General features: G+C 71.8%; 23 protein-coding genes and 1 tRNA gene. 6 read left to right on the top strand and 18 right to left on the bottom strand.

The annotated features are described in order from the left end of the window. Window positions 1-39: 39 nt before the first annotated feature. Window positions 40-270: an FmdB family zinc ribbon protein gene (locus OG946_RS09300; protein ID WP_326795661.1), complete on the bottom strand. Its 231-nt coding sequence runs from the start codon at window positions 268-270 to the stop codon at window positions 40-42. 91 nt (window positions 271-361) lie between these two features. Then, complete coding sequence (locus tag OG946_RS09295; protein ID WP_326795660.1) at window positions 362-1,633, bottom strand: hypothetical protein; 1,272 nt, start codon at window positions 1,631-1,633, stop codon at window positions 362-364. A 140-nt stretch (window positions 1,634-1,773) separates the two neighbouring features. Between OG946_RS09295 and OG946_RS09290 the strand changes: the two genes are divergently transcribed. After that, window positions 1,774-1,845 (top strand) — tRNA-Val (locus OG946_RS09290). A gap of 124 nt (window positions 1,846-1,969) precedes the next feature. Here OG946_RS09290 and OG946_RS09285 read toward each other — a convergent pair. From OG946_RS09285 to OG946_RS09225, 13 genes are all read right to left on the bottom strand, one after another. Beyond that, window positions 1,970-2,812, bottom strand: coding sequence for an AfsR/SARP family transcriptional regulator (locus OG946_RS09285; protein ID WP_326795659.1), 843 nt, complete (start codon window positions 2,810-2,812; stop codon window positions 1,970-1,972). Window positions 2,813-2,828: 16 nt separating this feature from the next. After that, window positions 2,829-3,431, bottom strand: coding sequence for a TetR-like C-terminal domain-containing protein (locus OG946_RS09280; protein WP_326795658.1), 603 nt, complete (start codon window positions 3,429-3,431; stop codon window positions 2,829-2,831). Window positions 3,432-3,570: 139 nt separating this feature from the next. Continuing rightward, complete coding sequence (locus OG946_RS09275; protein WP_326795657.1) at window positions 3,571-5,004, bottom strand: NAD(P)/FAD-dependent oxidoreductase; 1,434 nt, start codon at window positions 5,002-5,004, stop codon at window positions 3,571-3,573. Window positions 5,005-5,105: 101 nt separating this feature from the next. After that, the gene (locus OG946_RS09270) at window positions 5,106-6,725 is read right to left on the bottom strand and encodes a class I adenylate-forming enzyme family protein (RefSeq protein WP_326795656.1); all 1,620 of its coding nucleotides are present in this window, start codon (window positions 6,723-6,725) and stop codon (window positions 5,106-5,108) included. A gap of 157 nt (window positions 6,726-6,882) precedes the next feature. After that, on the bottom strand, window positions 6,883-9,114 hold the full coding sequence (locus OG946_RS09265; RefSeq protein WP_326795655.1) for an MMPL family transporter: 2,232 nt from the start codon (window positions 9,112-9,114) through the stop codon (window positions 6,883-6,885). A gap of 57 nt (window positions 9,115-9,171) precedes the next feature. Further along, the gene (locus tag OG946_RS09260) at window positions 9,172-10,170 is read right to left on the bottom strand and encodes an alpha/beta hydrolase (protein WP_326795654.1); all 999 of its coding nucleotides are present in this window, start codon (window positions 10,168-10,170) and stop codon (window positions 9,172-9,174) included. Further along, a complete protein-coding gene (locus OG946_RS09255) occupies window positions 10,170-11,750 on the bottom strand; it encodes an FAD-dependent oxidoreductase (protein WP_326795653.1) in 1,581 nt (526 codons plus the stop codon). The genes OG946_RS09260 and OG946_RS09255 overlap by 1 nt, the downstream gene beginning before the upstream one ends. A 5-nt stretch (window positions 11,751-11,755) precedes the next feature. Further along, complete coding sequence (locus tag OG946_RS09250) at window positions 11,756-12,739, bottom strand: NAD-dependent epimerase/dehydratase family protein (protein WP_326795652.1); 984 nt, start codon at window positions 12,737-12,739, stop codon at window positions 11,756-11,758. Next, the gene (locus tag OG946_RS09245) at window positions 12,736-13,998 is read right to left on the bottom strand and encodes a nucleotide sugar dehydrogenase (RefSeq protein WP_326795651.1); all 1,263 of its coding nucleotides are present in this window, start codon (window positions 13,996-13,998) and stop codon (window positions 12,736-12,738) included. Before OG946_RS09245 ends, OG946_RS09250 begins: the two co-directional genes overlap by 4 nt. Before the next feature lie 42 nt (window positions 13,999-14,040). Next, window positions 14,041-15,657: a class I adenylate-forming enzyme family protein gene (locus OG946_RS09240; RefSeq protein ID WP_326795650.1), complete on the bottom strand. Its 1,617-nt coding sequence runs from the start codon at window positions 15,655-15,657 to the stop codon at window positions 14,041-14,043. 27 nt (window positions 15,658-15,684) lie between these two features. Then, window positions 15,685-16,635, bottom strand: coding sequence for a UbiA family prenyltransferase (locus tag OG946_RS09235; protein ID WP_326795649.1), 951 nt, complete (start codon window positions 16,633-16,635; stop codon window positions 15,685-15,687). 23 nt (window positions 16,636-16,658) lie between these two features. Continuing rightward, complete coding sequence (locus OG946_RS09230) at window positions 16,659-16,820, bottom strand: hypothetical protein (protein WP_326795648.1); 162 nt, start codon at window positions 16,818-16,820, stop codon at window positions 16,659-16,661. Window positions 16,821-17,355: 535 nt separating this feature from the next. After that, entirely contained in the window at window positions 17,356-18,003 is a 648-nt protein-coding gene (locus OG946_RS09225) for a GH25 family lysozyme (protein WP_326795647.1), read from the bottom strand. A 293-nt stretch (window positions 18,004-18,296) separates the two neighbouring features. Between OG946_RS09225 and OG946_RS09220 the strand changes: the two genes are divergently transcribed. The 3 genes from OG946_RS09220 to OG946_RS09210 all read left to right on the top strand — a co-directional run bounded on the left by OG946_RS09220 (window position 18,297) and on the right by OG946_RS09210 (window position 20,290). Next, entirely contained in the window at window positions 18,297-18,626 is a 330-nt protein-coding gene (locus tag OG946_RS09220; protein WP_326795646.1) for a hypothetical protein, read from the top strand. Next, window positions 18,623-18,829: a hypothetical protein gene (locus OG946_RS09215; RefSeq protein ID WP_326795645.1), complete on the top strand. Its 207-nt coding sequence runs from the start codon at window positions 18,623-18,625 to the stop codon at window positions 18,827-18,829. The genes OG946_RS09220 and OG946_RS09215 overlap by 4 nt, the downstream gene beginning before the upstream one ends. Window positions 18,830-19,318: 489 nt before the next feature. After that, window positions 19,319-20,290, top strand: coding sequence for a hypothetical protein (locus OG946_RS09210; RefSeq protein WP_326795644.1), 972 nt, complete (start codon window positions 19,319-19,321; stop codon window positions 20,288-20,290). Between the two features lie 33 nt (window positions 20,291-20,323). Here the strand turns inward: OG946_RS09210 and OG946_RS09205 are convergent, their stop codons facing one another. Then, window positions 20,324-20,926: a DedA family protein gene (locus OG946_RS09205; RefSeq protein ID WP_326800192.1), complete on the bottom strand. Its 603-nt coding sequence runs from the start codon at window positions 20,924-20,926 to the stop codon at window positions 20,324-20,326. A 310-nt stretch (window positions 20,927-21,236) separates the two neighbouring features. Continuing rightward, window positions 21,237-23,312 carry an MDR family MFS transporter gene (locus OG946_RS09200; protein ID WP_326795643.1) on the bottom strand — a complete coding sequence of 692 codons (2,076 nt, stop codon included), beginning with the start codon at window positions 23,310-23,312 and terminating at the stop codon, window positions 21,237-21,239. Between the two features lie 212 nt (window positions 23,313-23,524). Here OG946_RS09200 and OG946_RS09195 point away from each other — a divergent pair, with 212 nt between their 5' ends. Together OG946_RS09195 and OG946_RS09190 are read left to right on the top strand one after the other, a co-directional pair. Further along, on the top strand, window positions 23,525-24,598 hold the full coding sequence (locus OG946_RS09195; RefSeq protein ID WP_326795642.1) for a peptidoglycan-binding protein: 1,074 nt from the start codon (window positions 23,525-23,527) through the stop codon (window positions 24,596-24,598). Window positions 24,599-24,600: 2 nt separating this feature from the next. Then, complete coding sequence (locus OG946_RS09190; protein ID WP_326795641.1) at window positions 24,601-25,269, top strand: nitroreductase; 669 nt, start codon at window positions 24,601-24,603, stop codon at window positions 25,267-25,269. Between the two features lie 35 nt (window positions 25,270-25,304). Here the strand turns inward: OG946_RS09190 and OG946_RS09185 are convergent, their stop codons facing one another. Continuing rightward, a complete protein-coding gene (locus tag OG946_RS09185) occupies window positions 25,305-26,039 on the bottom strand; it encodes an SDR family oxidoreductase (RefSeq protein ID WP_326795640.1) in 735 nt (244 codons plus the stop codon). Window positions 26,040-26,108 lie beyond the last annotated feature (69 nt).

The raw sequence follows: 26,108 nt of genomic DNA, 5'->3' as shown, positions 1-26,108 counted from the left end.
TCGCCCAGGTCAGGCGCCGTACGCTACGGCGCCCCGCGGCTACGCGCAGCAACCGCCGCCGCAGCACCCGCCCCCGCCGCCACCGCCGCCCTGCGGCGCGGCTCCGGCGCCGGTGGCGGTGGCGGCGCCACCGACGGCGACGGTGGAGAGCAGCTTGACGGTGTCGTCGTGGCCCTGCGGGCAGTCCGCGGGCGCGGAGGACTCGGCCATGGGCCGACTGACCTCGAAGGTCGTCCCGCAGGACCGGCAGCGGTACTCGTATCGCGGCATGGCGGACAGCATATCGCCGGTACGGGACGGGCCGTAGGGCGCGCGACGGCGGCCGGGGGAGGGGAGGCCGCGTTGCCCGCGGTGCCCGGGGTCAGCGGGCGGTGCCGGCGCCGCGTTCGGCCCGTATCGCCTGGACCACCTCGGCGACCGTCTCGCGGACCGCCTCCAGCTCCTCCAGGAAGCTCCAGTAGTCGGGATGCCGCCCCGTGAGGGCCGCCTCCGCCCGGTCGACGCGCGCGACCGCCGCGTCCAGCGGGCCCGCGTGCCGGGGGTCGGGGCGGTCGCGGCCGGCCATCGCGAGGCGCTGCGCGTCGCGGATGGCGAAGCGGGTGCGGTTCACCTCCGAGCTGCGGTCCTTCTCCACCGCGTCGAGGCGGTGGAGCCGGTCGCGGGTGGCGTCTACGGCCTCGTCGGTCTGGTTCAGCAGCGCCCGCACGCTCGCCAGCAGCGCGATCGCGTCCGGCCAGCGCTGCTCGCGGCGGGCCCGGGAGGCGTCGGCGATCTTCTCCTCGGCCTCGGTGACGGCCTGCGCGGCGCGGTCCGGCACCTCCTGCAGATCGCGCCAGCAGGCCAGCGCGAAGCGCCGGCGCAGCTCGCTGAGCACCGGCTTGACCTTCTCGGCGCGGGTGGCCAGCGCCTGCGCGCGGGTGCGGAGGCTGACCAGGCGGCGGTCGATCTCCTCGGCGCGCTGCGGCAACTGCACGGCCTCGCTGCGCAGCGCCTCCGCGTCGCGCTGCACGCCCACGGCGCGGTGGATGGTCTCCTGCACGCCGTGCCGCCCGGCGCCCTCGTTGAGCTTCGTCAGCTCCGGGCCGAGCCCGGCCAGGCGGGCGGCCAGATCGTCGGCCTGGAAGCCCTTGCCGCGCACCTCGTCCAGCGCCGTCGTCGCCGCCAGCAGCGCCTGCCGGGCCCGCTCCACGGCGGGCGCGAGCCGGGCGAGCTGGCTCTCGGCCTGGTCGAGGAGGGGACCGAGGCCGTGCGCGAAGTGGTTGAGGTCGGAGCGGACCTTCTCCAGCCCGTTGGTGGCCTGCTGCAGTTCCTGCCGGGCGCGGGAGGCGGTGCCGTGGTCGAGGTCGTCGCGGTCGAGGTCGTAGGAGTCGACGGCGCTGATGTACGTGTGGCTGACCTCGTCGATGCGCCGGCCCAGGGCGGCGAAGTCGGAGGTCGCCTTGCGGGCGGCCGGCGAGTCGTCGACGGCGGCGATCGTCTCCACGGAGATGCGCAGGTCGCGCTGTGCGGTATCCAGCTCGTAGAACGCGGTCGCGGCGGCGTCCTTGGCCGCCTGCGCCTCGGCCCGAGCCCCGTCGCCCCGGTCCCCCCAGCCCCACCGCCGGGTGCCGCCTCCGCCTCCGCCGAATGCCACGAGACCCCTTTCCGTGCCCTGCGCTCCCCTGGAGACTCATTCTCCCACCAGGGCTGAACGAACACACGGCCCACGACGATCCCCGCCGCCCCCGCAGGTCGATCGCCGCCGGCGGGGCACGATACGCTGTCCCCGCATCCGGGCGCGTAGCTCAGCGGTAGAGCGCTGCCCTTACAAGGCAGATGTCGGCGGTTCGAACCCGTCCGCGCCCACTTGATCACCGCCGGTCCCCCGGGCGGCCCCCGCGGAGTCGGCGGCGGCCCGGGCGGCCGCCGGTGGTAGGCGGCCGCCCGGGCGTGCGAGGTCGTTCCGTGGGTGGACGGCCCGACCCCGGGCCTAGCCCGCTCGCGCCGCCCCGTGCGGGAGCGAGCCCGCGCCCTCGGGGTGCTCCGCTCGCCATGCCGACGGGTGCAGGAGCAGCAGATCGCCGTTGAGGACCCGGCGGTGCAACTGCTGCATCTGGATGCCGGGTTCGATGGCCAGCTCCTTCACCAGCGTCGCGCGCAGCTTGGCGAAGGTGCTCAGCGCGTCGGCCTGGCGGCCCATCCGGTACAGGGCGACCATCAGATGGGCGTGGAACTGCTCGTGCATGGGCAGTTCGGTGACCAGGGTCTGCAGGTCGCCGACCACCTCGTGGTGCCTGTTCAGGTGCAGCGCGGCGCTGATGCGCTGTTCCAGGGCGGAGATACGGGCCTCGCCCAGGCGGACGGCCGTGCTGTTGAGCAGGGTGCCGTGGGGGATGTCGGAGAGCAGCGGGCCCCGCCACAGGTCCAGCGCGCTGCGCTGCAGCTCCGCGGCGAGGTCGTAGTCCCCGCGGTCCATGGCCTTGCGGCCCTGCGCGTACAGCTCCTCGAACCTCACCAGGTCCAGTTGTGCGTCGTTCAGCAGCAGCATGTATCCGGGCGCGCGGGTCACCAGGGCCTTCCGGCCGCCTTCGGCGTCGGCCTCCTGGAGGACCTTGCGGAGCTGGGAGACGTACACCTGCAGCGTGGTCATCGCGGTACGCGGCGGCTCGTCACCCCACAGCTCGTCGATCAGCCTGTCGATCGAGACGACCTTGTTCGCCCGGACGAGCAGCGTCGCGAGTACGACACGGAGCTTGGCGGCCCGGGGGGTCAGGTCGCCCCCGCCGGCCCGCCGCGCGTGCACTTCCAGCGGGCCCAGTATTCTGAACTCCACTGATCTCCTTCGCCCCTCAGTCGGTACGGTCCGGGCGCGACGCCAGGCCGCCCACGGCGTGGTCGGCCAGGGAGGCGCCGAGTTCGGCGGTGAGCGTTCCGGTGCCGAGGAGCAGACGGAACCAGATCGGGCCGAACACCATGTCGATCGCGGCGTCCAGATCGAGGTCCCGCCGGACCTGGCCCGCCTCCTGAGCCGAGCGGAAGCGCTTCGAGGCGGCCGCGCGGTTGGGGGTGAAGACGCGGTCCAGGAAGACCCTCGCCAGCATCCGGTCGGTGTTGGCCTCGGCGGCGAGCGCCGCGATGTGGGGACCCACACCGGGGTCTCCGAACGCCTCCGCGATGGACGTCAACTGGGACCGCAGATCGGCCTCGAAGTCGCCGGTGTCCGGGAACACCAGCCGGGGGGCGACCTCGCCGAACAGCGCCTCGACGACCATCAGGCTCTTCGTGGGCCATATCGCCCGCAGTTGCTGCTCGTCATGGCCGGCCAGCTTGGCGACGTCGGCCAGTTGTATGTCCTCGTACACCCGCTCCCGGCACAGTTTCACCACTGCCCGCAAGAAGTCCTGCCGCGCACCGGGGGACGGCTCCGCCACCGCAACCTGTTGCTCAGTCATGGGCCGAGTCTAGAGTTCGGCTTTCTCGGGCAGCAGCGATCCAGGTATGGCAAGGATCTGCCGTTTGGCTACGGGGCGCTGGCATCCCCGCGCGCGGCGGGTGCACGGCGCCGGCGGCCCGGCGCCGTGCCCGCCGGGCTCAGCGGTTGCCGCTGGTGATGCCCGGGGCGTCGTCGTCGGTCTGCGCCCCCGCGAGTACGGGTTCCGGCACCGTGATCGAGGCGCCGCGGCGCCGGAGGGCCGCCAGCACCACCCCGGGGCGGAAGAGGTGGGCCGGCGGTTCGAGCAGCATCACCACGCTGAAGAACGCCTTGCCCGCCACCGGGTTCACCAGCGCCTCCGCGCTGACGCGCTTGACGTACCAGTCGAGCATCCGCTCCAGGGCGTTGGGGCGGCCGCCGCCGACCGTCGTCGGGTAGCGGCGGTCCTCGCTCGTCGCCATGGTCCAGGGGTTGCGGATCGTACGCGCGACCATCTTCTGCGCCTTGCGGGTCATCCCCTTCCCCGCACCGTGCTTGGCCAGCAGCTTGCGCAGCGCGAGCCCCTCGAAGCAGGCCACCGACATGCCCTGCCCGTAGACCGGGTTGAAGGTGCACGCGGCGTCGCCGAGCACCAGGAAGCCGTCCGGGCGCCGGCTGAGCTTCTCGTAGTAGCGCCGCCGGTTCTGCGTGTTGCGGAAGCCGAACACGTTGGTGGCGGGCTCCGCGTTCTCGATCATCTTGTGGATCATGGGGCTGCGCAGTTCCTTCGCGAACTGCGTCCAGGCGTCGGACTCGACCGGCGGCTCGTAGCCGCGCAGCCCGCCGAGGGCGACCAGCCAGCGGTTGTCCTCCACCGGTATGAGGAGCCCGAAGCGCGGGGTGGAGAGAACCGGCTGGATCATCACGACATTGAACGACTCCTTCTCCGACTCCGGCGTACGGTGCAGGAGTCGCGAGGCGTACGCCATCCCGGAGTCGATCAGCTCTTCCTTCGGCTCCGGATAGCCCAGGTCGCGGAGCCAGCGCGGCGCGTTCGAACCGCGCCCGCTCGCGTCGACCACCAGGGGAGCCGTCAACTCCTCCGGCTCGCCGCCCTTCTCCGCCGCGACGACGCCGCGCACCGCGTCCTGGGAGCAGAGCAGCGCGGAGACCGTTATGCCGTGGCGGATCGTGATGCGCGGGCTCTTGAGGACCCGCGAGCGCACGATCCAGTCGAGCATCGGCCGGGTGCAGGTGAGGAAGGAGCCCGCGCTCCCGCGGATGGCGGTGCCGCGGTCGTTCCAGCCGGCGTAGTCCAGCCAGAGCAGTTCGGCGGGCAGCTTCGTACGGGTCGCGCCCGCCTCGACGAGTTCGTCGATGATGCCGGGAAGCAGCTCTTCGAGAGCCCGCTGGCCGCCCTCCATGAAGGCGTGCGCGTGCCGGCCCTGGGGCACGCCGGGCCGGAACTCGGGACCGGTGGGCTCCCGGTCACGTTCCAGCACGGTGACTTCGTCCATCACCTCGGCAAGGGCCCACGCGGCGAGCATGCCGGTCAGCCCTCCGCCGATGACGATGGCGCGCCCGCCCCTCGCTCCGGTGGATATGTCAGTCATCCGATTCTCTCCCCTGCGTTCCGAGTTCAGGTTTCTGCCGACCTGTGGGCACGCCTCATGACGGAAAGACGGCCTGTCTCCCTCGGCTCCGGGCCGTCGTCTCAGGTCCAGCGGCCGCTGCCGAAGGTCTCCTCGCTGTTGAGCATCCGGTTGCGCAGTTGGGGCCGGCGGACCTTCCAGGTCCCGGTCCTGGGGAAGTCCTCCCACGGGATGACCCGCGGTTCGTCGAGCTCGGGCAGGTCCGCGGTGGCCCGCCGCCACTCCTGCGGGTCGAGGGGGGAGCCGTCGTAGGTGCTGACCACGGGGAGGGGCAGCCCGTTCGGGTTGCCCAGGACGATGGCCTCGGTGACCGCGTCGAGGCGCTCGATCAGCAGGCTCTCCAGTTCGAGGCTGCTCATGCCGGGGATGCTGTCGACCTCCCGGTCGAGGATCTCCAGGCTGCCGGTCCGGGTGTGGACGCCGATGTCCCCGGTGTTCCACCAGCCGTCCCAGTCCTTCTCCCGGTGCCGCTCGGGCTCGCCGAGGTAGGTGAGGCAGCGGCCCTTGGTGCGGATGAGTACGAGCCCCCGCTGGCCGCGCCGCTTGGGCTTGCGCGTCTCGGGGTCGACGACCCGGATGCGGGTGACGAAGGGGATGGGGCGGCCGACGTTGTTGGTGATCGGCCCGCCGCGGCTGCCCTCGGAGCGCATCACCTTGCGCTTCGGGTAGACGGCCAGGGTCGCGGGCCCGATCTCACTCTGGCCCCAGCTCTGCCCCCACACCGCGCCGCGGCGCTTGGTGGCCGCCATGAAGGCGCGGACGGTGCTGGGGTGGATGGCGTCGAAGGTGCTGAGGTACGCCCGTATGTTCGTGAACAGCTCGGGGTTCGTCCGGATCAGGTGCTCCCACAACTGGTAGATGTTGGGGCACGCTTCCAGCGTCGTCGGACGGTGCTTGCTCAGCGTCTCCACGACCGTCGAGGGGTCCGCCTGGCTCAGCACCACGGCCTTCGCGGGCGGCAGCGCGAACTGGGCGAAGGTCCAGGTGACCGCGCGCGAGTGCACGAAGGCGATGCACGAGGCGATGGTGTCGTCGGGGCGCGTGGAGAGGAAGGGGATGCGCAGCGTCTCCAGCTTGGAGAGCACCCCGAGGAGCGTGTTCGCGGAGTGCGCGACGAACTTGGGGACGCCGGTGGTCCCGGAGGTGTGCGTGCACAGCATCGGCTCGCTGTTGTCCACGATGTCCGGCTGCGGGACGTCCGCACCGGCGAACTCGGCCAGCGGCGTCACTCCGGACGGGCTGTCCGGCGCACCGTCGACGCAGACCATGCGGGTGGATTTGTCCACCAGCTTGATGCCCGCCCGGTCCGCGGCGCGGAGCACCTCATCGGAGGCGACCAGCAGCTTCGGTTCGAGCCGCGGCATCATCCGGGCGAGCGTCTCCGAGTCGAACGTCGAGGTGATCATGGCAGGCAGGGCGCCGATCCTGGCCACCGCGGCGGCCAGGACGATGGTGTCGAGGTGGTTGTTCTTGACGAGGGCGACCCGGTCACCGCGACGCAGTCCGGCCGCCTTCAGTCGTCCCGACATGTCGGCCACCAGGTTCGCCAGCGACGTGGCGTCGTGGGTCCTGGTGTCCGGCGCGATGGAGAACGGTATGTCCAGGTGCCACTCCGGCGCCTTGGCTCCGGCGTAGTGCTCGAAGAGCAGCCCGATGTTCTTGGGACGTGGGTTCTTTGGCATCGCGGAATCCCGCTTCGTAGAGGAAACGTGGGCATGTGCCGGCACGAGGTGCCGGGGCGGCGGCGCGGGTGGGGCGTACGGCGCCCCACCCGCGCCGCCGGGCACCGCGGTTCCCCAGGGAGCCGGGCGGCGCGGTGAGCGGCCGTACGAGGTGGTGCTACTGCTTCTGCGCGGCCAAGGAGGCGTCGGTGTCGGTGCCGGTGGCGGCCGGCGCCGGGGTCATCTCCTCCCCCTCCCTGATGCCGAAGCGGGTGTGCAGCGCCTTGAGGGGCTTGGGTGCCCACCAGTTGGCGCTGCCCATGAGCTTCATGAACGCGGGCAGCAGGCCGCCCCGGATGAGCGTGGCGTCCATGACGATCGCCAGCGCCATGCCGATGCCGATGGCCTTCATGTAGCTGATGCCCGAGGTGAGCAGGACCAGGAAGACCAGCGAGAGCAGCAGCGCGGCGTAGGTCACCACCTTGCCGACCCGCTCCAGGCCTGAGGCGACCGCCAGTTCGTTGTCACCGGTGCGGTCGTACTCCTCCTTGATGCGGGAGATCATGAAGACTTCGTAGTCCATGGACAAGGCGAAGGCCATGGCGAAGATCATGATCGGCGCCGTCCAGGTGATGCCGCCGGTTTCGACGAAGTCGCCGACCAGCCACATCAGGTTGCCGTCCTGGAAGATGAACACCAGCGCGCCGAAGGTGGCGGTGAGGCTGAGCGCGGTGAGCACCATCGCCTTGAGCGGCAGCAGGATGCTCCCGGTCAGCAGGAACAGCAGGATGAACATGATCACGAAGAGGATGGCGCCGGCGATCGGCAGCCGGTCCACCAGCGTGTCGAAGGTGTCCGTGCTCACGGCCGCCTGCCCGCCGACCTGCACGTCGAACGGCGCCTTCTCCGCCCGGACGTCCTCGACCAGGTCGGAGCCGGCGTCCGAGTACGGGTCCGCGGCGGGGATCATCGAGAAGTACACGCCGTCGTCCACGGCGAAGCGGGCCGAAGCAGGGCCCGGTTCGGCGGCGAGCTGCCCGTCCTCGTACGTGCCGGTGAGGGTGTCCACCCGGGTGGCGCCGGGCAGTTGGGACAGCCGCTTGGCGTAGTCGTCGATCTCCCCGGTCTGCTGGTCCGGTGCGCCCGTGTTCGTCGCGACGATCTGGACCGGCTGCTGCTCGCGGGAGTCGAAGTCCTCGCGCAGCACCGAGGCGACCTCGGCGGACTGGGCGTCCGTGGCGAGCACGCTCTCGTCCGGCAGCCGCAGGTTCATGTTGAGGGCGGGCAGGCCGAGGGGGATGACGATGGCGAGGACCAGCACGGTCACCGCGATGGGGCGGCGCATCACGCCGGTCGCCAGCTTGTGCCAGGAACCGCCGCCGTCCTCGGACGGGTCGGCCTTGCGCCGGATCAGACGCCACTTCTCGATCCGCGGGCCGAGCCACTTCAGCAGCCCCGGCAGGAGCACGACCGTGAGGAACGCGGCCAGCAGCGAGGTGACGATGCAGCCGATGGCCAGCGACCGCATCATGGTGAACGGCAGCACCAGCAGCCCCAGGAAGGCGGCGGCGACGGTGAACGCCGAGAACAGCACCGTCCGTCCTGCGGTGTGCAGGGTGGTGCTGATCGCCTCCGGGATCTCCTTGCCCCGGCGCAGCTCCTCGCGGTACCGGGTGACGAAGAGCAGGCTGTAGTCGATGCCCAGGCCGATGCCCAGGAACGTGGTCGTGTTGACCACCACGTTGGAGGTGTCGGTGGCGAACGTGATGCCGAAGAGGACACCCATCGACGTCAGCATCGCGCATATCGCCACGGAGAGCGGCAGCAGAGCGGCCACGACGCCGCCGAAGATGATGATGAGAACGAGCAGGACGAGCGGGAAGACCATGAACTCGGCCTTGGTCGCGTCCTCGGCGGCCTTGGTGGTGTTCTCCAGCCACATCATGGCGGAGCCGCCGGTGGTCACCTCAAGGCCGTCCACCTTGCCGGTGTAGTCCTCGTCCAGCTTCTCCACCCGGTCGATGACGTCGTCGAAGTCACCGGTGATCCGACCGAGGACGAGGGCCTGTTCGCCCGACTCCCCGCGCAGCGCGGGGGCCTGGTCAGAAGACCAGTAGGACACCACGTTGGTGACGTCCGCCTCGTCCGCCAGCTTCTCGGTGAGCCGGCCGCCGGCCGCCGCCACCTCCGGGTCGTCCACGCCACGGGCGTCCTCGACGACGAGCGCGAGGTTGGGCTCCCCCTGCTCGAACGTCTTCTCCAGTTCCTGGGCCGCCTTGTACGACTCGGTGCCCGTGGACTCGTACCCGCCCATGGTCAGCCGGTCCTGCAACCCCGCCGAAGCCCCACCGAAGAGGAAGACGACCAGTAAGGTCAGTCCCACCACCTTCTTCGGTGACGTGAGCGCCATGCGCGTCAGTCGATCAAACATCGCTTACCTTTCGCATCATCAACTCCGCCACGGGAACTACCCGGAGAGCTTCCGGTCCACCCAGTCCCGGACGATGGCGTAGCTGTCGGTGGCATTCCGGTGAACGTTCAATGAATGACCCGCGCCCGGGATGACGTGTGCCTCAAGCTCCGACTCCGGCGCGTAGAAGTCCGCTTCAAAAGCGAGTACGGCTTCGCCTGTTGCCGCGAAGTCCACGTCCGCACTGCTGAACAAGGCGTCATGCTCTCCCACCACCAACAGGACCGGGACCTTGACCGCACGGGAATGCTCGGGCAGATAGGTCTTTGGCAGGCTCTCACCCTCGCCGATGGTGGCAGTGGACTTGATCTTTTCGTTATGGGCGGAGAGATCGGGGTCCATGCCGTCGGCATGCTCCAGCATCCGGGCGCGCAGACCGGGGCGTTGGGTCATGTACCACTGCGGAAGGGAGGCGTCGTTCAGGACCGGGTCCTGGGAGCCCGGGTGGAAGAAGTTGATCACCTCGTCGTAGAGCGGCGAGGTCGTGTGCAGCATGCCGGTGACCACGAGCGCGTCGATGTCGGCGTGTGCGGCGGCCTCCATGACGGCGATGCCCGCGCCGTAGGAGTGCCCGACCGAGACGATCTTGCTGAAGGAGTGCCCGGCCGGGGTGCCGGAACGGAGCTGCTGCATCACGTGATGGATGGTCTCGACGTGACTGTCCGCGTGGAGTTGTGCTGCCGGGGGCCTGCTGCTCGCTCCCGTTCCCACCCGGTCCAGCAGCAACACCGCGTATCCGGCTCGGAGCATATGGTCACAGTAGTCGTACTCGCCCGGCACCTGCCAGTAGCGCCTGTCGTAGGTGAGACCGGGCAGCAGCACCTGGACGATGTCGGCGCCGCCCTCGGGTATGACGAGCTGAGCGCTCAGGACCCATTCGTTCTCGGGGTCGGCGTTTGTGCGGATACGGAACGTCAGGTCCTCGGTAATGTGGCCGGTTTCCGATGCCTCACCCGACGTCTTATCCGGCGCCTTGTCTGTGGACTGAGTCGACATCAGCTACTCCTAGTTTTCCGGTGGGAGGGCGAAGAGATCGCCCGGTCGTCCGCTCCTGGAGCGGTCTCGTCCGCCTCGTCCGCGGGCCGCGGTGCCGCTGCACCGGGCGCGCGGGACGCGCGGGAAGTGGTCGGGGCGTCCGCGGCGGAGCGGTCGCTCTGCCGGGCGGGCCCGGCGCCGTGCGGCGCGCGCGGGGGGTCGGTGGACACGGGCCCGCGGGGCCCGCGCAGCGCCGACCTGAGCACGCGCGGCCGGAACACCGCGGTCGGTGCGGCCAGGAGCTGGGCCAGCTCCAGCACCACCCGGGCCGCGTCGTGGTCGGTCGGTGCGGCGGCGCCGACGCGGTCGACGTAGCGCATGCCGAGCCGGGTCGGCAGATCGGGCGGGCTCGCTTCGGCGGCCCAGGGGTAGTGCAGGTCGATGGCGGTGGCCAACTGCCAGGCGACGGCGACCTGCTTGGCCAGGGCGCGGCGGAGCCGCTGGGTGCCGCCCCCGGCCGTCCCGCGGCTTTCCAGCATCCTGTCGAGGAGCAGCGCGCTCTGCACGGCGACGGACATCCCCTGCCCGTACGAGGGGTTGAAGGCCGCGAGCGCGTCGCCGATGACCAGGAACCGGTCGGGCCAGCGGCGCAGCTTCTCGAAGTGGCGCCAGCGGTTCTCGGTGCGGCCCGAGCCGTACACCGGGCCGACGGGGGTCGCGTCCTTGATGGCCTCGTACACCACGGGGTGGCGCAGCGACTTGGCGCCCTCCAGCATCCCCTCGTGGTCCGTGGGCGGGCGGTTGCCGCCGCTGGCGGAGACCGAGACCATCCAGCGCCCGTCCTCGATGGGGTTGAGGATGCCCTGGCGGGGGTTCTCGGGGGTGGCCAGCAGCAGGATGCACTTCCAGTCGGCGGTGTGTCCTGCGGGGGGCTCGTAGACGGTGGTGCCGTAGGCGGTCTTGGCGTCCACGACGCTCTCGGCGGGCTTGTCGTAGCCCAGTTCGCCGAGCCACTGCGGTGCGCGGGACTTGCGTCCGGCCGCGTCGACGACGAACTCCGCGGCCATCGGCTCCGGTTCGCCCCAGCCGCCCTTGGCGTCCTTGTCCTTGGCGCGTACGCGGACACCGGTGACCGAGTCGCCGGGGCCGCCCTGCAGCCCGACCACCTCGTGCTCCTGGAGGAAGGTCACCTTCGGCTCCGCCCGCAGCCGGTCCCGGACGACCGCGTCGACGATGTCGCGGGTGCCCGTCATCATCGTCATGCCGGTCTCGAACCGGGGTATCCAGCCGCCCGGGGCGAGCATGAGCATGTCCTCGGGCACCCGGACCGACACCATCTGCGCGTCGAGGAGTTCCTGCTGGATCCCGGGGAACAGCTGGCCCAGGCCCTGGTGCCCGGCGGCCATGAGGTTGTGCGCGTGCCGCGACTGCGCGACTCCCGGACGCCACTGCGCGTCGCTCGGCAGCCGGTCCCGCTCGATCACGGTGACCCGCTCCATGTGACGGGCCAGTACGGCGGCGGCGGTGAGCCCGGCGAGGCTGGAGCCGATCACGATGGCGTGGCCCGCACCGTCCCGAGTACCGCTCAGGTCCCTACTCATCTGCCTCACCTTCCGCGCTGCTTCGTGGAGGAGCCGGGTCGTGGTAGTGCGGCCGCGCCGGCCGCGAGGGCCTCCAGGGTTCCTGGCAGGCCCTCGGCCACGGTGGGGTGGGCCGGCGCCCAGCCGAGGTCCGCGCGTGCGCGGCGGTTGGACACGCGGTACGACGTCATGAGCGAGGCGGCCACCGGGCGGCCCAGCGCCAGGGAGGCGGCGAACCCCGGCACCCGCGACACCCGTGACACGCCCATCTCGCGGGCGATGGTGCGGGTGAACTCGGCGAGCGGCAGCGGTTCGTCGTCGACCAGGTTGTAGCCGCTGCCGGCCGGCGCCCGGTCCAGCGCGGCCAGGTAGCCGGCGGCCAGGTCGGACAGGTGGACGCAACTCCAGTGGTTCCGGCCGTCGCCGGGGTGGCGCAGCCGGCCGGCGCGCCCCTGGTCGTAGAACGCGGCCTTGAAGTTGCCGCCGGGACCGTAGACGAAGCCGGCGTAGAGCACCACGGAGTCCAGGCCCCGCGCCGTCAGGGCGCGCAGCCGGGCGGCGCCGTCCGCGTGGCCGGCTCCCAGCGGGGCGGGGGTGTGCGGGGTGGACTCGTCGATCCACTCGGCGCCGTGGTCCCCGTACACAAACGTTCCGGCAGCGTAGAGCAGCCGGTTGCCGGCCTCCAGGCAGGCCCGGGCAAGGGCGTCGGACATCACCCGGTCCGCCTCGCGCATCCGGCCGAGCGCGGCCTTCGACATCCGTCCGCCGACGCGGAGCTGGGCCGCGTGCACCACGGCGTCCACCTCGTCCACCAGCGGCACGTACGTCTCCGGGCGCAGCATGTCGCCGGTGTGCAGCCGGGCGCCGGCCTCGGCGAGTCCTTCGGCCCGGGACGTGTCGCGTACCAGCGCGGTCACCTCGCGGCCCGCCGCGAGCAGCGCTCGGGTCACCGCGCCGCCGATGAAGCCGGTCGCGCCGGTGACCAGGATGCGCTGCGGCGGCCCGCTCACAGGTGCTCCACCGTCGGGCCCGCGGGCAGCCGGCGACGGCAGTCCAGGACGTACGGGGCGTGCTCGACGACCAGTTCGTAGTCGAACGAGGAGTGATCGGTGATCAGCAGCACGGCGTCGGCCTGCTCGATCTCCTCGGGGACCAGCTCGGCCCGCATCACCCGGTCGTCGATGGTGATCGGCTCGACCACGTGCGGATCCACCGCGCGCACCTTCGCGCCCATCCGCAGCATGGCCTCGATGACCCGCACCGCCGGCGACTCCCGGGCGTCGCCCGTGTCCGGCTTGTACGCGAGTCCCAGCACCAGGACCCGGGCGCCGTTGACCGACATCCGCCGCTCGTTGAGCGCGGAGATCAGCCGCTGGACCACGTAGCCGGGCATGTGGTCGTTGACGTCGTTGGCCAGCTCCACGAAGCGGAAGCGCTGCCCCAGGGCCCTGTTCACACGCCAGGACAGATAGACCGGGTCCACCGGCAGGCAGTGGCCGCCGACTCCGGGACCCGGGGTGAACCGCATGAAGCCGAAGGGCTTGGTCGAGGCCGTGTCGATGGCCTCCCACACGTCGATCCCGAGTTCCCGCGCGTAGATCGCCAGCTCGTTCACCAGGGCGATGTTGACGTGGCGGAAGGTGTTCTCCACCAGCTTGGTCAGCTCGGCGACCCGGGTGGAGCCGACCGGGACGGTGTTCTCGATGAGCCCGCCGTAGAAGTCGTCGACGGCCGCCAGCGACTTCTCGTTCACTCCGGAGACGACCTTGGGCGTACGGTCCAGGGTCCAGGTGCGGTTGCCCGGGTCGATCCGCTCCGGGCTGTAGCCGAGCTGGAAGTCCTCGCCCGCGGTCAGCCCCGAACTCTCTTCGAGGATGGGGGCGACCAGTTCCTCGGTGGTCCCCGGGTACGTGGTGGACTCCAGCACGACGGTGGCGCCCCGGCGCAGGAAACGCCCCACCGTGCCCGTCGCCGACTCGATGTGCCGGAGGTCGGGCGCCCCCTCCCGCAGCGGCGTGGGGACGCTGATGACCGCGACGTCGAATCCGTCGATCTGCTTCTCGTCGGTGGTGGGCCGGTAGTTGCCCGACGCCAGCGCGCTCGCCAGCCGCTCCGGTGCGATGTCCTCGACGAAGGACTCGCCGGCGCACAACCTCTTGACCCGCTCCTCACTGACGTCGAAGCCGACGACCGTGTGACCCGCTTCTGCAGCCAGCATGGCGAGCGGGAGACCGACGTAGCCCTGGCCCATGATGACGATCTTCTTCATCGCCTGGTCCGTTCTCTGGTGGCGGTTGAGGTGACGGTCCGCTCAGGTCCAGCGGCCGGAGCCGTACGTGGCCTGGGAGCCGAGCACTTGCTGGCGCAGGTCGAACCGCCGGACCTTCCAGGTGCCGGTGCGGGGGAACTCGTCCCAGTCGATGATCTTCGGCTCGGCGAGTTCGGGAAGTCCCTCGGTGGCCTCGCTCCACTCCTCCTTGCCGAGCGTGCCGTCGGACAGGCTGATCACCGGGACCGGCAGGCCGCCGGGGTTGCCGAGCACGATCACCTCGGTGGACCTCTTCAGCCGTTCCAGCAGGATGCTCTCCAGCTCGATGCCGCTCGTCCCCGGGATGACGTCCACTTCACGGTCGAGGATCCGCAGCAGCCCGGTACGCGACCGCACGCCGATGTCGCCGGTGTTCCACCACCCGTCCCACTTCTTCTCCCGGTGCCGCTCGTCCTCGCCGAGGTAGGTGAGGCACAGGCCCTTGGTGCGCACCAGGACGAGCCCCTGCTTCCCGCGGGCCACCGGCTTGCGGGTCTCCGGGTCGGCCAGCCGGATCCGGGTCACGAACGGAACGGGCCTGCCCACGTTGCTGGTCACCGGGTTCAGCGCGCCCGCGTTCTTGCGGATCTTGTTCCGCGAGTAGAGCGCCATGGCCACGGGCCCCGTCTCGCTCTGGCCCCACACCTGCCCCCACACGGGCCGGCTCCGGCGGGTTGCCTCCATGAACTTGCGCACCGTGGAGGGGTGGATGGCGTCGAAGGTGTTGAGGTAGGCCCGGATCTGGCTGAACGCCTCCGGGTCGCTCTCGGTGAGCGGCTCCCAGCGCTGGTAGAGGTTGGGGCAGGTCTCCAGGACCGTGGGCCGGTGCTCCTTCAGCGTCTCGGCGACGAGCCCCGGTTCCGAGCCGCCGAGGACGACCACCTTCTTGGGCGGCCTGGCCAGTTGGGCGTACGTCCAGGTGATGGCCCGCCCGTGGACGAAGGCGATGCACGAGGCGAACACGTCGTCCTTGCGCACCGCGAGGCCCGGTATGGGCAGCGTCTCCAGCTTCGTCAGGACGCCGATCAGGGTGTTGGCCGAGTGCGCGACCAGCTTGGGCACGCCGGTGGTGCCGGAGGTGTGCGTGCAGATCATGGGCTCGTCGTCGGCGCGCAGATCCATGGGAGGCACGTCGGCACCGGCGAGGTCCGCGAGGGCGAGCGATCCCGGCGCGAGCGAGGTGTCGCCCTCGATCGCGACCACCTGGGTCTTCTCGCCGGTCATCGTCACGCCCGCGGCCGCCGCGGCGGCGAGCACCGAGTCCGAGGCGATGAAGACCCGGGGGTCGAAGCGCTCCATCATGGTGGCGAGCGTCGCGGGCGCGATGGACGTGGAGATCATCGCCGGCAGCGCGCCGATACGGGCCGCGGCCGCCGCCAGCAGCACGACGTCGTGGTGGTTCTCCTTGACGATGGCCAGCCGGTCACCGCGCCGCAGGCCCGCCTCGCGGAGCCGCCCCGACATGTCGGCCACCAGCCGCGCCAGCCCCGAGACGTCGTACTCCCGGCCGCCGCCGGGCGCGATGTCGAAGGGACGATCGAGGCTCCACTGCGGCGTCTTCGCGCCGGCGTAGGACTCGAGCAGGCCGCCGAGGTTCTTCGGACGTGGTGCTTTCTTCATGATCCACCTTGCTTTCCCCGAAGTGGGTCAGACGGCGAACAGGTTGGCGACGATGATCAGGACCACACCGAGCCGATGCGCCTGACCGCCGAGCTTCCGGGCTTTCAGAGGGTCGTTCCGGACCAGGCCGGTCGCCACCTGGACGACGCGCACCGCGACCAGCGGGGCGAGGAAGAACCCGAACCACCACGGCACGGCGCCGAGGGCGCAGGCGAGCACGATGACGGCGGTCTCGGACAGGCTCAGCACGGCGATGACCCCGCGGTACACGGGCGGAGGGAGCATGATCGCGAGGTTCCTGCGGCCCGCGGCCCGGTCCCCCTCGACGTCGTTGATGTTGGAGTAGACAGAGACCAGCAGGCTCCAGAGGCCGAAGAGGTACGCCTCCAGGGACACGATGCCGGTCAGCTCCCCGTGGGTCAGGCCGTAGGGGATCAGCACCACCAGACCGGTGCTCAGCAGCAGCACCAGCTCCTGCCCGCCCCGGTAGCTCAGCCGCAGGCCGTACGAGTACTGCACGCTGATGAAGACGAGGAAGACGGTCAGCAGCAGGGCCCAGACCGGCCGGTGCGGCGAGGTCAGCACCGCGAGACCCAGCCAGACGAGGCCGGTGAGCAGCGCGGCGTAGCCGAACCGTACGGCCTCCCGCTCGGTCAGCCGCCCGTCCAGGAGCGGCTTGCGCTTGCGGCTGCGCAACTGCTTCTGCTCGGGGTCGTAGTTGAACTGGTCGCTGCCGTCCCGGAAGCCCGTGACGTCGTCGAACGCGACGGTCGCCGCACAGACGCCCACCCAGCCCAGGGTGAGCACGGCAAGCGTCCACACGGTGACCGGGTCGTCCCGGGTCCCGGGTGGCAGCATCGTCCACACCACGAAGGCGGACAGGTAGTAGTCGAAGAACGACAGCTTCGCCAGACTGACGAAGGCGCTCAGCCTCTTCCCGGGCGGCGCCGCCCGTCCTTCTTGCAGGGTCTCGCTCATGAGATACCTCTGCTTCCAGGCCGTCAGGCGGCCAGTGGCCGGCGGCCGGTGGTGGATATCAGGACCGAGCCGCAGACCGGGCGGCTGAACGCGGAGGAGGTCCGTGGCGGTCTGAGGGCCGTCGCCTGGGCGAAGCAGGGCACCTGGAGGGTGCCGGCCTGGGCCGGTGTCGTCGCACCTGTCACGCTTTTCCCTTCCAGACGTACGGACGGACTGCTGCGCCCGGCTCCCGGGAGTGCTCAGCCCGGGTGCGCGCGCGGGAAGGACAGCCGGAGCCGGATCTGGAACAGATGGCCCCGATGACGTGCCCGCGCCCGGCCGAGTATCCAAAGCAGTCCATGGACGGGACTAAAGCCGCTGCTCACAGGCCCTGTTGGCGCGTGGATGCGCGGGAGGGGCCGATTCCGGCGGCCGCTTGCCGCGGGGGAGAGGGCAGGAAGGCGTACGACCGGTACGTGGTGGTCGAAGCGAGGCGAGGGGCGTACGGATGCGCAAAGCCCCGCGAAGGGTCCGGGGTTGCTCGTCGGCCCGGTGTCTACTCGGGAAGCGACGGCTGAGGACGAAGCGGGCGGTGGTGCGCGGAGACGCGTGCGCTTCCGGCCCGCGGAACGGCAGGTTCTGCGGACCGGAAGCGGCGTTCGTTCCGGGCGCTATTCCCGGGAGACCCGGCGGACCCGGCGGGGTGCCTTGCGGCCGCCCGGGGCTAGGCTCGCCGCACGCTCATTCCTGATCCTCGGCTCCCCCTCCGGCCGCGGTCTCGGCCGGCTGTCCTGCCTCCGTTCCGTCCGCCGTGAGCTTCGCGTCGAACCGCTCCCGCGCCCACGAGCGCAGGGCCGAACGCGAAGTGAAGCGGCCCACGTTCGTGTCGATCGGCGACGACGTGTACTGGTGGAAGCGCCACGACGCCTGGATGTCCGGCTTGCCGGGCTTGCCGTTGTACTGGGCGATCCACAGGCCGTCGCCGGCGTAGCTGGTGGTGTCGCGGTTGAGCCAGAAGTCGCGGTTGCAGTAGAGGAGCACCTTGTGGCGCGGGCGCAGCCGCTTCACCTCCTTGATGAAGGCGTCCTTCTCCTTGTTGCTCGCCGCGGTGCCCTCGCTCGTGTGCTCCCAGTCGCAGGCGAGCATGTCGCCCGGCTTCTCCTTCGCCTTGTCGACGAAGTACTGGGCCTGTGCCTTGATGTTGCCCGGCCAGAGGAAGTGGTAGAACCCCAGCACCAGGCCCGCCTCGCGGCCGTGCGCGGCCTGGTCGCCCTGCTTGGGGTTGACGTAGCTGCGGCCTTCCGACGCCTTGACGAAGACGAAGTTCATGCCCCTCGTGGAGTAGTTGCCTGACTGGTGCGAACTGACGTCGATGCCCTTGATGGTCATCACTCGTCCCTTTCGAGTGGGGGTCGGGACGGGACGGTGGCCGAATCCCTCGCGCTGTCCTTTGCTGTCCTTGCCGTCTCGTGCGTTTCTCCCCTCATCCCCGTTGCGGGCACCGCGCAAGCGCCGTCGGCGAATCGCGCGTTCGCCGCGTGTGCCCCCAAGAGGCCGCCGCACCGGGGGAGTTCGATGCGGAAGAGGACGTTCAGGTTGTGGTTCAGGGGGCCGCTGTGCGGGCATCTCCCGTGTGAGAAGGCCGCTTTACCCGTGGTGGCCGCAGATCGGGGGATCTGACCATGAATCTCTACATCTCTGTGTTACGTACCCTCGTGCCGCTGCTCGTGGGCTGGGTCGTGACCGCGGCCGGTGCCTTCGGCGTCGACGCCGACTCCACGACCGTGACCGCCGGGGTCACCGCGCTGGTCACCGCCGTGTACTACGCGGTGTTCCGGGCGCTGGAGGAGTGGGCGGCGAAGCGGGACCGGAAGCCCCTGCGGATCGTCGCGGGCGTGCTGCTGGGCTGGGCGCGACCGCCGGAGTACCCGGCGCGGGCGTCCGCGGCGCGGCAGTCCGCGGCGCCGGCGGCCGCCGTACCGCCGCCCGACGCCGAGGGGCGGCCGGCGTGAGCGGGGCCGACTGGATCTGGGGCGGACTGCTCGCCCTCGGCGCGGTGGTGGAGGTCGTCGCGCTGTGGACGCCGAAGAAAGGCGACACCCTCTCGGAGCGGACCCGGGCGTGGTTCCGGGTGCGTACGCCGGTGGGCAAGGCGGTCTTCGTCGCGGCCTGGGTGGGCTTCGCGGGCTGGTTCCTGGTGCACATCGCCTGGTGACGGGCCCCGCTCGGACGTGGACGGCGGCCGCCGTTACCGTGGGCCCGCGGGGGCGGATCCGCCTCCGTGCGCGTACGGGAGGAACGGCGACCTGCGGCGATGCGTCGTACGCCGACCACGTCTCCGTACGCTACGGGCCCGCCCCCGCCCCCGGTCCGCGGCCACTTCCACCCCACTGGACCGCTGTCCGCGAGACCGGCCGGACCGTCGCGCCCGGCTGCGCGGACGCGCCCGAGGGGCCGTCGGTCGCCCTCGCCGGGCGGGTGCCGGACGTGCCGCCGCACGCCTCTTGCCCTCATGGCCGTCATGGGCCTGACCGTCAGAGGCATCTCGTACGTCACGGTCGAGGCCGGCGCCGTACGAGGCGGTGGCCGGGCGGTACGGGCCTGAGTCTGGCGGGCGTTGCCGGAAAGGGCCGAACGGCCTCGACCCGGAGGCGGTCGACTCCCTACCCTACTGGCCAGTTGTCGCCGCGTGCCGGAGGACCTGATGGAGACGAAGCGCTGGGCCGGGCCCGTGCTCGCCGTGGCGTTGGTGGCCGTGGCCGTCGGCTGGGGCGCGGTGTCGCGCTCCGACGGCGGCTCGGGGGGCGGCGACGCGGTGGACAGCGCGGTACGCAACCAGGCGCCCGACCGCTCCCGTTTCACGACCCCCGACCCCGCCGCCCCGGGGCCCGGCGCGTCCGGCTCCGGTTCGGCCGATCCCGGCGCGCCCCCGCGCGCTCCGCAGGACGTGCTCTATCTCGGCGACTCCCTCGCCATGGAGGCCCAGGACATCCTCGGCAGCCGGCTCGAACGCTCCGCCCGCGTCGGCTCGTACAGCAGTGAGCCCGTCGCCGGCGTCACCGTCTGCGACTACCTCCAGGGCCGTCCAGGACGTTCCCTCGTCCCGCCCGAGGACAAGGCCGCCGCCCTGGTCAAGAAGCGCGAACCGGGCGTCATCGTGCTGCAGTTCTGGGGCAACACCTGGGGCTACACGCCCTGCATGGAGGGCGTCGAGTGGGGGACGCCCGCGTACTACGAGCGCTACGCCGCCGATCTGCGCGCCCTCACCGGGCAGATCACCGACGCCGCGCGCGAAGCGGACGTGCCGCGGCCCCGGATCGTCTGGGTGCAGCAGCCGCCCGACGCGCTGCACCCCGACCGGATCGAGCAGGTCAATGCCCTGTACGACCAGCAGGCCGCCGCCTCCGGCGACCTGCTGGCCGACGGCGGCCGCGAACTGCGCGACGACGACGGGAAGTGGACGCAGTATCTGCCGTGCAACGACTACGAGCAGCGCACCGCCGGCTACTGCACCGGCCCCGGCGGCACCGCCCGACTGCACCGCGACGACGACCCGTTGCACTTCTGCCTCGCGCCGACCCCGGAGGGCGGGCGGCCGTGTCCCGCCAAGTCCCCGGGTCTGGAGCGCTACACGCGGGCGATCGAGGACGAGGTCGACGCCTACCTGCGCGGCTGACGCCCCCCCCGACGCCCCGACGCGCGCGGGCGGTCAGTCGGAGGCGGTCGGCTGCGGGCGCGGCCTGCGTACCAGGTACGCGGCGCCGAGCCCGCCGACGAAGAGCGCCAGCACCGACACGCCCGTCGCCAGCCAGCCGGCGCCCAGCCAGCGGCTGCCGAAGTACCCGAGCGTCACGCCGTACGCGGCCCACAGCAGCCCGGCGAGCACGGACCACGGCAGGAACTCCCGCACCTGCCGGTGCATCGCGCCCGCGCCGAGCATGACCACGCTGCGCCCCGCCGGCGCGAACCGGGCCAGGACGACGATCCCGCCGCCCCGCCGGCCGCTGAGGTGGTGGCCGAGGCGCTCCTGCGCGCGGACCAGCAGGCGGGAGTTGGCGAACTTCTCGCGGCCTCTGCTGGCCAGCCGGAAGGCGAGCATGTCGCCGAGCACCGAGGCGGTGGCGGCGCAGAGCATGAGGGCCAGCAGCTCGATGAGGTGGTCGGCGGCGGGCAGGGTGGCGCCGTTGCGTACGGCGTCGGCCGCGGTGGTGGTGCCGGCGGCGGCGGTGGCGGCCATTATGACCAGCGCGCCGCTGGGCAGCAGCGGCAGGAAGACGTCGAGGAGGACGGAGGTGGCGACGATGGCGTACATCCACGGGGTACCGCTCAGTGACCCCACAAACTCCACTGTTCCCCTGCTCCCCGTGTCCCGGTGGTCATCCGGTGATTTTCTGCCGCGGACGAGAGCGCCGGGCGGATCACAGCGTACGCCTGGCGCGTCGCCGTCATTCGCACGGGGGGACCAGATGTAACCTGCATCACCCCTGAGGGCCCCGCTCACCTGCCGTCACTCGCATGCCGTACGGCACGGAGTGCCGGGCGCTTGTCCGTACGGCGGTCGTACGCCGGGGCGTACGGCGGTGGTGCGGCCGTCGTATGGCGCGGGCGGGGCGCGGTGCCGCTCAAGCGGGGGGTTTCGGCGGGGAGTCCGGGTCCGGCCGCCACTTCTCCACCGCCTCGCCGGGCGGCGCCTCGTGGTCGGAGCCGCACAGCTCGGCGGACAACTCCTCCACCAGTTCGGTGAGGTCCGTGGGCCGGTCGGGCGTCCACCAGTCGCCGAGCATCTCGGCCAGCGCCGCCTGCCGCGCCGCCGAGAGCCGCTTCGCGGCCCGGGTGCCTTCCTCCGTACAGAGCACCGGCAGCCCCTCCCGGCGTGTCAGGCCCTGCTCCTCCAACTCCTGTGCCGCGCCGAGGACCACTTCGAGCGGCAGCCTGGTGCGCTCGGCGAGCGCCACCGGCTCGGCGGACCCGTACCGCTGGACGCGCAGCAGCAGCCAGCTCGACGCGGGCCGCAGGTCGAGTCCGGCGCGGCGGGTGATGTCCTCGTACAACTCCCGCCGCCCCTCCCGGGTGCTGAGCGCGCTGAGCGCGCGGCACACCTCGTCGTGGGGGGAGCGCTCGACGGGGTTGGTGGCGACGGTCTCGCTGCCGTCGGGGACGGTGACGGTGCCGCGCAGCGGGTCCTCGCGCAGGAAGAGCGAGATGAGAAAGGCGAGGCAGGCGACGGGGGCGGCGTAGAGGAAGACGTCGGTGATGGAGGTGGAGTATGCGTTCACCACTTCCTGCCGCAGGGAGGCGGGCAGCCGGGCGATCGAGCGGGGGTCGGACTCCAGCGACTTCATGCTGAGCCCGCCGGGCAGGGACACGCCGCTCAGCTCCGCTTCGAGCTTGTGGCGCAGCCGGCCGGTGAAGACGGTGCCGAAGACGGCGACTCCGAAGGACGCGCCGATGGAGCGGAAGAAGGTGGCGCCGGAGGTGGCGACGCCGAGGTCGCCGTAGGAGACGGCGTTCTGCACGGCGAGCACGAGGACCTGCATGACGAGGCCGAGGCCGAAGCCGAAGACGAAGAAGTAGCCGCTGAGCTCCCAGTTGCTGCTGCCCTGGTGCAGCCGGTGGAGCAGGAGGAGGCCGACGGTGGTGACGGCGGTGCCGAGGACGGGGAAGACCTTCCAGCGGCCGGTGCGGCTGATGAGCTGACCGGAGCCTGTGGAGGCGATGAGCATGCCCGCGACCATCGGGAGCATGTGGACGCCGGAGGTGGTCGGGGAGACGCCGCGGACGACCTGGAGGAAGGTCGGCAGGTACGTCATGGCGCCGAACATCGCGAAGCCGACGACGAACCCGATGACCGAGCAGAGCGTGAACGTGCGGATGGCGAAGAGCTTCAGCGGGATGACCGGCTCCGCCGCCCGCCGCTCGACCCGGATGAACGCGGTGAGCAGCGCGATCGCCAGCAGCCCGGCCACGACGACCTCCCAGGAGCCCCACGCCCAGGTCGTACCGCCGAGGGAGGTGACGCCGACGAGGCAGATGGCGAAGGAGGCGATGAGGGCGGTGCCGAGGTAGTCGATGCGGTGCTTGGTGGCGCGGCGCGGGATGTGCAGGACGACGGCGATGACGACGAGGGCGGCGAGGCCGATCGGCAGGTTGATGTAGAACACCCAGCGCCAGCTCAGGTGCTGGGTGAAGATGCCGCCGAGGAGCGGGCCGAGGACGCTGGTGGTGCCGAAGACGGCGCCGAACAGGCCCTGGTAGCGGCCGCGTTCGCGCGGCGGCACGATGTCGCCGACGATCGCCATGGCCAGCGACATGAGCCCGCCGCCGCCGATGCCCTGGAGGGCGCGGAAGCCGATGAGCTGGCCCATGTTCTGCGCGATGCCGCAGAGCGCGGAGCCGACGAGGAAGATGACGATGGCCGTCTGGAAGAGCTTCTTCCGGCCGTACTGGTCGCCCAGCTTGCCCCAGAGGGGGGTGCCGGCGGTGGCGGCGAGGAGGTAGGCGGTGACCACCCAGGACAGGTGCTCCAGGCCGCCGAGGTCGCTGACGATGGTCGGCAGGGCGGTGGCGACGATGGTCTGGTCGAGTGCGGCGAGGAGCATCCCGGACAGCAGGGCGCCCATGGACACCAGGACGGCGCGCCGGGGGAGGCCCTGCCCGGGGACCTCGGGGGCGGGCGGGGCGCCGGCGGTCTGGGACATGCGCGGCTCCCCTCGGGTGTGACCGTGCGGCGGGTGGTGCTTGTGAGACTCGTGGTGTCGGTGATGCGCGGATCGTTTGCCTCATAGTCGCCCGGATGCGTCGATACGGCCCGCCGGGGCGGTCCGCTCGGGCCGGGTTGCGGCCGGGGTGCGGTGCGCGGGGTTCCGCGGGGTCTGCATAATCGCCTCCAGCCCACAGGAGGGGGAGCACGGTGATACCTCGCGCATGCCGCACCTGCGGCGAGCCGCCCCGGGAGGACGGCGGGCGAGGCTGCGCCTGCGGCGCGGAGAGCGGTGCGGAGGACGGCGTCGAGGCGAGCGCGGGGGGCCCGCCGGGGCGGGAGAGGCCGCTGCTGCGGCCGTACGTCATGAAGGCGCCGGGTCCGGTCGGGGGATGGGACGGCGACGGCGACGGCAACGAGGGCGCCGGCCCGCCGGAGGGCCACGGCCCGGTGGCACCGGCCCCCGACAGCACCGTCGCCGCCTCCTACGGCCCCATCGGCGCCGCGCCGGAGGGGCCCGCGGACGCCGACCTCGGCCTCTTCGCCGACGACCCGGCCGCGCCGCGCGCCGCCCGGGATCCGTACCACGCGGACGACCCCCGCGACCCGTACGACCCGGGCCGCCGCGGCGACCGCCTCGCCGCCCGCCGGCGCCGCCGGCTGACGCTGGTGCTCACGGTCGGCGGCGTCCTGGCCGCGCTCAGCGTCGGGCTGCTGGGCTCCGGGCTGTTCTCGGACGACGGGGAAGACGACCGTGCCGTACCGAAGCCGGACACCATCACCGCCGTCCCCACCGGCGGCGGCACGAAGCCCGGCCCCGACGACGCGCACAGCGGCGCCCCCACCGCCCCCGCGGACGGCGACGACCCGGCGGAGCCCAGCGCCACCGCCTCCGACCGCACCGGTTCCGCGTCGGCCGACCCGGACGGTGCACCCGCCGAGCGCACCGAAGCCGGCCAGGTCACCGCCGCCCCACCCGACTCCGGCTCCGACCCCACCACGCCCGCCGACCCCGACCCCGGCACCACCCCCGAGGACCCGGACCCGCCCCCGCCGCCGCCCACGCTGCGGGAGGGTGACAAGGGGCCGGAGGTCGTCGAGTTGCAGAAGCGGCTCATCGATGCGGGCTACGACAAGTTCCTGGACTCCGACGGCGAATACGGCTTCTTCACGGGACAGGCGGTCGAGGGCTTCCAGCGCGACAACGACATCGACGGCGACGAACGCGGCGTCTACGGCCCCCAGACGCGCCGCGCGCTGGAGTCCATGACGAAGGAACCCTGAGCATGGACGTGTACGAGGCCGTGGACAGCCGCCGGGCCGTGCGGGCGTTCAGCGACGGGCCCGTACCCGCGGAGGTTCTCGAACGGGTGCTGTCCGCGGCGGCCCGCGCCCCGTCGAGCGGCAACCTCCAGCCGTGGCACCTGTACGTGGTCACCGGTGACCCGCTGGCCCGGCTGAAGAAGCGCGCGACGGCCAGGGCGCTGGCCGGGGACCCGGGCGACGAGCGGGAGTACCCGATGTACCCGGCTGGCATGGGCGGCCCGCCGTACCGGGACCGGTTCACCGCCGCGGCGGCCCAGCGGTACGCGGCGCTGGGCATCGAGCGCGACGACCCCGGGAGGCCGCAGAAGATCGCCGCCCTGAACGCGGGGGCGTTCGGGGCCCCGGTCGTCCTGTTCTGCTATCTCGATCGCGCGATGGGCCCGGGGCAGTGGGCGGACGCGGGGATGTATCTGCAGACGGTCATGCTGCTGCTGCGGGCGGAGGGGCTGCACAGTTGCCCCCAGGTGATGTGGACGACGTACCGGCGGACCGTCGCCGAGGCGGTCGGTGCCGGTGACGGGCTCGTGCTGCTGTGCGGTGTCGCGGTCGGCCACGCGAAGGCGGACGTGCCACCGCTGCGTACGGACCGGGCGGACCCGGCGGAGACGGTGACCTTCGTAGGAGCGTGACGGCCCGGGCGCGGGCAGATGGTGCGGACGGCCCGTCAGCCGGATGCCTGTTCGAAGTGGAACGCCTTGATGAAGCAGTCCCGGGGCTGTCCGAGGGCGAAGAGCACGCACTCCGCCACCGAGTGGGCCGTCAGCATGTCGCCGGGGCCGCGCGGCGTGCTCTCCCACTCCGGGGACAGCGGATCGGGGTTGCTGAAGTCCGGCGGGTAGAGCGAGATGACCCGCACTCCCCGGGGCCGTAGCCGCGCGGAGAGGATGTCGGCGAAGCCGGCCTGTGCGCTCTTGGCGGCGTAGAAGGCGTCGTGTGCGTCGGAGCGCCGGTGGGCCGGAAGCCCGGCGGCGGAGATCATGTTGACGATGTCCGGCCTGTCGGACGCGAGCAGCAGCGGCAGCAGGCGCTTGACTACCAGGATCGTGCCGGTCGCCCCCGCGGCGACGGTGTCGATCACGTCCTCGTCGGTGGCGGAGAGGAGATCCGGCCCGCCCAGCCAGCGCGCGCCGTTGTTGACCAGCACGTCCACCCGGTCGGTGCGCTGGGCCACGTCGGCGGCGAACTGGCGGATCGAGGCGGGGTCCGCCAGGTCGCAGGCGAGGGCGTGCACCTGTGCGTGGCCGAGGTCGCGGATCTCGTCAGCCACCCGTCGCGACGCAGCCAGGCTGCGGGAGGACACGAAGACCTCGGCACCCTCCCGGGCGAAACGGATGGCAAGAGTCCGGCCGAAGTCGCGGGACGCACCGGTGATGACGACGCGTTGCCGTTCGAAGCCCATGTGTTGCCCGCCGCCTCCGGAGTTTCCCTGCTGTGATCAGATACGTCGAGACCATCACAAGCCGGCCGG

The organism is Streptomyces sp. NBC_01808, assembly GCF_035917395.1.
Classification (GTDB): domain Bacteria; phylum Actinomycetota; class Actinomycetes; order Streptomycetales; family Streptomycetaceae; genus Streptomyces.
This window is presented reverse-complemented; position numbering and strand designations above follow the sequence as displayed.